Raw genomic sequence first — 7,452 nt, forward strand, 5'->3', positions numbered from 1 at the left:
GTGCAAAGGATTCGCAAAAACATCGCTAAATTAGACCTTAGACCCGAAGATGTGGGCTTCGCAACGGCTTGAGAAATAAACGTTAGTCAGGATTTGATTTATAAGCTTCTTACAAATTAGAACTATGAAAACATCAATGTACGTAGCTGTTTTGCTTTTGGCTTCTTTTGGTTGCTCGTCAGTTGCTCAACTGCCTGAACGTCAAGTAGTGCATCCTACTGATAACAACTTGTATCTGGGCTCTAAGTATAAAAATCAGCAGGGTTTATTAAACGAGCAGGGAATACCTCTCAAGCCAGTGAATTACTTCAACTATGACGATTTCAGGGGCTTTAGCCCCTATGGGCGCATTATTGCCGAAGCCCCATATGACACTGCTAAAGATTTAAGTAAGATTTCAGCCGAAAAGGTGGGGTTTTATCATGAACTGAAGGTGGACTCTTCTACAGTCAACTCCCTATCAGAAATCTTGCTGAAAGCAAACAGCCCCGTACTTAACAACTTCTACACAGGCAAAGAAACCTATCGGTTTGTCTGGAGCAGAGCTTTCCATGATGATTATGTTTTTGAGTTGTACAAGCAGGACAAACAGGCGATCCTTCACACAACAAGAATTGACAAGCAGACTGGAGCACTTGAGAAATCAGATAAGGTAATCCCCCTAAAACAGTTTGAAGAGTTTAAGAAGATCCTTACAAGAGGGAACTTCTGGGCTATAGAACCCTATCGGTGGGCTTTACAAGTAGATGGTTCCTCTTGGACAGTCGAGGCACACGTGCCTGTTGGTTATAAGGTTCTAAGCCGTTCCAACCCTGGGTTAGTTCATGAAGATGAACTGCTTCTCAGGAAAGCAGGGCAATGGCTTATAAGCAGAGGAGAAATTGATGTAAAGGAAGTATATTAACGTCTGCAACTGTTAAAGAAAAAAGTATGCCAACAATGCGCATACTTACCCCTCGCTAAGGCTGCGGGCATCGCATACACCAGCCCGTCAGACTGTCTAATAACATCTTTCTTCCTACAACTTTTATCATGCTAAGCGGCTAAGTGATAATAGACTTATCCACTTGCGCTATGAAATTCAAAAACGGCTGCAGCCGCGGCGAGGTTGCCGGTGGCGGGGCCAGCCTGGAGGAGCTGATCTCCCTGGGCAACGAGGTCCGCCTTATCGACGCCTTTGTCAATTCGCTTCCTTTGGAGCAGCTTGGCTTCCGCACCGACTTTGCCGAGAACGGGCGCCCGGCCTACCATTCCGCTATCCTGTTGAAGCTGCTGGTTCTACGGCTACCGCATCCGCTCCTCTCGCTGCCCGGAGGGCGAGTGCGGCCGTACCCTGGAAGTGATGTGGTTTTAGAGCGAACAGGTCCCAAAACATAAAACTAACGCCAACTTACTTCTTAAGCTACAGCCTACTATGACATGGTCTTACATGCCACTGTAAGCATCGAGACACTTTATAATGAACGGCAGCGAACTTTTGGCCTGGGATTCCACCAAGTTTCAGCCTTGAATATCAAAGCAGGACATTCGTATGCAAGGCCATTTTGCAAACCAACTGGCCTACTTTGATCATAATGGCCTATTTTGCAGCTGCTATGAAAAGAAACATCTGGTTAAGTAAAAGCCTATACAACGTCGAAGCCCCAGCCGTTTTCGTCGAATAAAATCGGTGAATATGTGGGAGGATAGTTACTTGGTCTGTGAATAAAACAATAGCTCATGGAACAGACCTTTTCTCCCAAACTTTTGATTTTTATACTCACCTGCATCTGCCTGTCGCTAGTGTCGGCTATACCTGTATTAGCGCAGGGCAAGGTGAGCGGCACAGTGAATGATGATACATCGAATGCAGCACCCTTTGCTACCGTAACACTTTTGGCAGCAACAGACAGCAGCTTGGTAAAAGGTAAAGTCACCGATGAACAGGGTCGGTTTGAGTTTGAAAACCTGCCGTTTGGCCAATATATGGTAGCAGTGAGGTTTGTAGGTTTTCAGCCGGCTTATTCCATACCTGTTCATGTTCGGACGGAGCAACCAACACAAGATATTGGCATTTTGCGACTGCATCGGAACGACAACCAACTAGGCGAAGTGTTGATACAGACGCAGCGGCAGGTGGTGGAGCGCAGCCCCGACCGCTATACCTTGAACGTGGAGGCCAGCACCTTTCAAACTGATAACTTGCTGGATATTTTCAGGTCCATGCCATTTGTGCAGGTGCAGGGCGAGAGCGTGTCGGTGAACGGGAAAGGCGGTATCCTGATTCTGTTGGACAAGGTGCAGATGCCCGGCGCCACGCTGCAATCCATTATGACGACCATGACGGGCGATGAAATAGAGAAGATTGACTTTATCACAAATCCGTCTTCCCGCTATCCTGCCAACATCAGCACCGTGATCAGCATTACCACCAAAAAAGCCCGCACCCTAGGTATAACAGGTTCTGCCAGAAGCACCGTGTCGCAGGGTATCAGGAGTAGGGGGCTGGTAGGCACCTCGCTCACCTACCGCCAGCAAAAGTGGGTGAGCAATCTCAACCTGAACTACAACAGATCGCTGACCCACTCCGAACACAATGGCTACAGGGTGCCCCTCAATGGCAGCGGCCCTGTGCTGCGTGAGTATGGCTTATTTAGGTACAGCAACACCATCCCTTCGGTAAGGGGCATGTATGAGTATAAGCTGTCTGATAAGCACGCACTCGGTATACAAACTAACTACGTGCAAACAAGAGTGGACGATAACACCTCGCTTAGCAAGCGAATCGACTTTGCAAAGCAGCTCAACGGCATAACAGACTCTACCTTAGTGGCAGACGGCCGGGAATATTCCACCAGGCATGTACAGACCTACAGCCTTTACTACACGGGCAAGCTCGACAGTCTGGGCAAGTCGCTGGACCTTATCTTCACCTATACCCCGATTCAGGGCAACACCACGAACGAGATGCTTTCGCAAAACATGTATGGGCCTGATGGCAGTCTGTTAGGGTCTTTGAGAAGGGTAAGAAACGATAACCAGAGCAGGGCCAACATCATGGTCGGGCAGATGGACTGGGAGCTTCCATTTCGGAACAGCTGGAATGTGACTGCTGGGGCTAAGATGACCCTGTCAGGCAACCGCACGCAACCGACGCAGGACTATTTGCAGGATGGGCGCTTTATCCGAGACGAGGCTTTTAGTTTCGAGAACGTGTTTACGGAGAATATTTTGGCAGGCTATACCACCCTGGACAAGCAGCTGGGCAAAACCACCCTGCGGGCAGGTATGCGGGCAGAGCACGCCACCATGCAGGTAGAAGATAAAGTGAACGAGCACAAGCCAGTCAATCGCACCTTTACCGACTTTTTCCCAACGCTAATGTTAAGCCGCCCTATGACAGATGATTTGGTGATGACGCTGAATTATCGCAAAACGGTGCAGCGCCCAGGTTTTAGCGTGCTCACCCCTTACAGGGTTTATCTCGACGATTTTACCATAGAAGAAGGCAACCCCGAATTACTGCCACAGTACACGCATACTTTCTCTGTAAACGGCATTTACAAAAACAACCTGTATGTGGAGCTCGAGTACAGGCAGGAGCAGAACGTGTTCCTGAACCTGCCCATCAACCAGGACGGGGTGGCTTACTGGAAAAACCGGAATTTCGACATGACATCCGTCGGGGGCAATATTAACTACAGCTACCAGCTGACCAACTGGTGGTCGGGCAGCGTGTTTGGTATGGGCGCATTGATGACCTCTGTCATGCAGCAGAAAGATTTTGGCGACCTGGCTATACCTGGCAGCTTTTACCATACCCTGGGCTGGCAAAACAGCTTCTCGCTGCCGCACGATCTGAAGCTGGAAACAGGTTTCAACTACACGGGGCCGTTTAACTATGGTTTGGCTGAATTGGTGGGCAACCACTATACCCGCATAGCGCTGAAAGGAAACTTGCTCAACAAGCAGCTGCAGTATACCTTGGCGGTGCTCGATGTGTTTAGGGGCAGCGTGAGCGGTGGTGTGGTGAACAGCTCCAACATTCAGACACGAAGCGTGAGCTATGATGATGCCAGGCGGGTGCAGCTGGGGGTGGTATACAGATTCGGCAAGCAAACCGTGAAGTCAGCAGCCTCCAAAAAGCTGGGGAACGAGGATGTGGTCAATAGAGCCAATTAAGCCATTTTCGCTATATTAGCTTTTCTTATACCTATACCTGCGGCTTATTGTGGTTGCAGGTATACGCTTCTCTTAGATTTATATGACTGCAGTGGCTGGGAATTTGGTTCAGATGGTTTCTCTTAAAAGTAAGGCACTTGACATTTTAGCCTGGGGCTTGATTTTTTTGATTTGCCTTAATGGGAATGCATTTATATTTGGCACAAACTTTATTGCCTTGCCAACCTTAGTTTATACTGTGTTAATGGTTTTATTAGTATATGCAAATCACTTGGCAGTGGTAAAATTTGGCGCCTCTCTTATCAGTTCTGGAAGATGGATCGCATTTTCGCTAGTATTACTTACCGCTTATGTAGCTAGTGTTTTGGTCATTAAATTGCCACTAGACCCCTTGGTAAATCTTTTTCCTGACACTGGGCGGCTTGAGCAATTCGCTGTGGCAAATACGCTAAGGTCTATAGCAGACATATTTTCCTACATGAATCTTATTTGGGTCTTGTCGCTCGTCTTGCTGCCCAACGTAATCGCCGCCGCCTATTACTACTTCAAAAGAAACTACGAAGCCAACAAACGAAACGCAATGCTGCAAAAAGAGAAAACTGAAATGGAGCTGAACTTCCTGCGGGCGCAGATTCACCCGCACTTTCTTTTCAACACCCTGAACAACATTTACGGGATGGTGATGGAGAACGAGCGGGCAGGGCAGGTGGTGCTCAAGCTGTCGGACTTGCTGCGCTTTTCGCTCTACGAGAGCAGTGGCAAGCGTATACCTATCGGGCGGGAAGTGGCATTTCTGGCAGACTACATTAACCTGGAGCAGATACGTCACCACAACACCCGTGTTTCTATCAGCTATAATTTTGAGCATATCCAAAATAACGAAACTCCCATCGTGCCGCTGTTGCTGATTAGTTTTGTCGAAAATGCCTTTAAGCACGGCGTCAACGCCACTATTGGCAAAGCGTGGGTACACATCAGTTTAAAGCAGGAGAATGAGACCATTTTGTTTGAAGTGGAGAACAGCACGCCTCCCAAAAAGAGTGAAAAGAGCAGCGTCGCAGGTATAGGAATAGAGAACACGAAACGTCGCCTCGCACTGCTTTATCCCGAAAAGTACCAGCTCAATATTTCTGAAACAGCTGATTCCTTTAAAGTCAGCTTAACGCTCCATACCCATGACTAAGCCGCTACGCTGCGTTATTATTGACGACGAGCCCATCGCCCAGGAAATCATTGCCAAGTATGTGGCGCGGGTGCCTTTCTTACAACTGGCCACCGTTTGCGACAATGCCATCGAAGCGCTGGTCACCATTCGCGACAAGCAGCCTGACCTGATATTTCTGGACATCAACATGCCCGAAATGACGGGTCTGGAAATGCTGAAACTGACACAGGCACACCAACTGCAGGTTATCCTGACCACCGCCTACCCCGACTATGCCTTGGATGGATTCGAATTGGCTGTAGCCGATTACCTACTCAAACCGATTTCATTTGAGCGGTTCCTGAAAGCGGTGCACAAAGTTGACGAACTGGTGCAGATGCAGCGTGCTGTCAACGATCCAGCTGAAAAGGTGATCTCTAAAAGCGGTACCAAACATCATAGCTTTTGGGTAAGGCAGGATAAAAAGCTTGTACAGATTAATACGGACGAACTCATTCTGGTGAAAGGCATGAAGGACTATATTCAGCTATACCTGCCCAACCAGAAAATACTGACGCACATGACGATGGCCAAGATAGAGGAGAAGCTGCCTGCCGCGCAATTTCTGCGGGTAAGCCGTTCTTTCATTGTGCGCAAGTCTGCCATCAAAGCCATAAATGGTAATATGATTGAGACAGAACTGGACGAGGAAATTTTGATTGGCAGCACTTACCGGGAACAAATCAAACGCGATATTTCGGAGTGGATATGATACTAATATTCCGTCAATTGAGATGAGCGCCGAACTTCAGGCAGTACGCCCTGGATGAATTTGTAATTGGCTTCACTTTAGTAAGTTTTGGAATGCTAGCCAATTTTCTTATCAGCAATTCAAATGAAGATTTAGCTGTGGTAGCAGTAGGATTAATTTTACTGATTGGATTGGGTAACTTTATTGGAATATGCAGAAGCCTAAAGAACTAAAAGTCTGATTTTATGGATAGGTTAGAGCTTATAGAAAAAGAAAAAATACCCAAAAGCGAACAGTTTGGCTAAAGCATGAAGATCAAAAAATATATTTTATTATTATTCATACCCCTTTATACCCCATGCTTATTTGCACAAGAGCTAGTTCCATTTAATCAAAACGGCTTTTGGGGGTACATGGATGAAAATAAACAAGTGGTAATAGAACCACAGTATCAGTATGCCTATAGGTTTAAAGGAGAGCATGCGGTAACTGTAAGAGACAGTGGTGTTGGCGTTATAAATCGGGAGAACAAAATTGTAATTCCTTTTAGGTATCATCACATCAGACACATCGATAACAGGAACTTCCTATTCGGCTACAAAGCGGCGTATGTGGGGGAGCATTACCTAGGGGTAATCAATACCAGCAATCAGGTCATAATCGAACCTATTTACAAACACATAAGACCACAAAACGGATTTTACATAGTAGTCACGGAGACGGATAGTGTAACCGAAGAATCAGGTGTCTATACGACTCGGATTACCTGGTCAAAGTATGGGCTGCGTGATTCAACTGGCAAAGAGGTCATTCCTTGTGAGTATGACTACCTTGAATGGTTAAATGACGCCTTGATCGTCCTAAGTAAAAACAAGCACGAGACCCAAGCTTTGTATAACTCCAGAGGGGAACAACTGACGGAGTTTAAATATAGGGTGATTGGTCGATTTCTGGATGGTCTTTCCAAAGTGAGGGAAGGTGGTAAGTTCGGTTTCATTAACATGAACGGGGATGTTGTTATTCCCTTGGAATATGATTTATGTGAGCCTTTTGAAAATGGTTTTGCCATGGTTATGAAGGGGAAGAAATGGGGAGCTATCAATAAAAACGGAGAAAAAGTAATAGCTGTAAAATTTTCTTATGAAGAGGTTAAAATGAAGATATCCAAAGAAATACGTTAGCCGGCAAAAGATTTAAAATACCTAGGGCATCTTAAAGTTAAGCCATGATCTTTAATATTTTAAGCAAATAAGCTGTCACATGAATAAACAAATAATATTACTACTGCTACTGTTATGTTCAACAACTAAGGCTTCGTTGGGTACGGAGTGCCGACAATGAAGCCGTGGTTGCACTAACCGTGCGACGCGTTATGGGTTTTAAGTCGGAAGAGGCC

6 protein-coding genes are annotated in these 7,452 nt (G+C 46.4%); all 6 read left to right on the forward strand.

Annotation, left to right across the window (positions count from 1 at the left end):
- Window positions 1-124: 124 nt before the first annotated feature.
- The 6 genes from L1278_RS19390 to L1278_RS19415 all read left to right on the forward strand — a co-directional run bounded on the left by L1278_RS19390 (window position 125) and on the right by L1278_RS19415 (window position 7,237).
- Window positions 125-904, forward strand: a complete 780-nt coding sequence (locus L1278_RS19390) for a hypothetical protein (protein ID WP_253406678.1) — start codon at window positions 125-127, stop codon at window positions 902-904.
- A 143-nt stretch (window positions 905-1,047) separates the two neighbouring features.
- Window positions 1,048-1,377: a hypothetical protein gene (locus L1278_RS19395; RefSeq protein WP_253406679.1), complete on the forward strand. Its 330-nt coding sequence runs from the start codon at window positions 1,048-1,050 to the stop codon at window positions 1,375-1,377.
- Window positions 1,378-1,719: 342 nt separating this feature from the next.
- Window positions 1,720-4,161 (forward strand): outer membrane beta-barrel protein, encoded by a 2,442-nt coding sequence (locus tag L1278_RS19400; protein WP_253406680.1) that lies wholly within the window; start codon window positions 1,720-1,722, stop codon window positions 4,159-4,161.
- 478 nt (window positions 4,162-4,639) lie between these two features.
- Window positions 4,640-5,344: a sensor histidine kinase gene (locus tag L1278_RS19405; protein ID WP_253406681.1), complete on the forward strand. Its 705-nt coding sequence runs from the start codon at window positions 4,640-4,642 to the stop codon at window positions 5,342-5,344.
- Window positions 5,337-6,077, forward strand: coding sequence for a LytTR family DNA-binding domain-containing protein (locus L1278_RS19410; protein WP_253406682.1), 741 nt, complete (start codon window positions 5,337-5,339; stop codon window positions 6,075-6,077). Before L1278_RS19405 ends, L1278_RS19410 begins: the two co-directional genes overlap by 8 nt.
- 287 nt (window positions 6,078-6,364) lie before the next feature.
- The gene (locus tag L1278_RS19415; protein ID WP_253406683.1) at window positions 6,365-7,237 is read left to right on the forward strand and encodes a WG repeat-containing protein; all 873 of its coding nucleotides are present in this window, start codon (window positions 6,365-6,367) and stop codon (window positions 7,235-7,237) included.
- Window positions 7,238-7,452: the final 215 nt, after the last annotated feature.

Origin of the sequence: Pontibacter sp. HSC-36F09 (assembly GCF_024171605.1) — a bacterium.
Classification (GTDB): Bacteria; Bacteroidota; Bacteroidia; order Cytophagales; family Hymenobacteraceae; genus Pontibacter.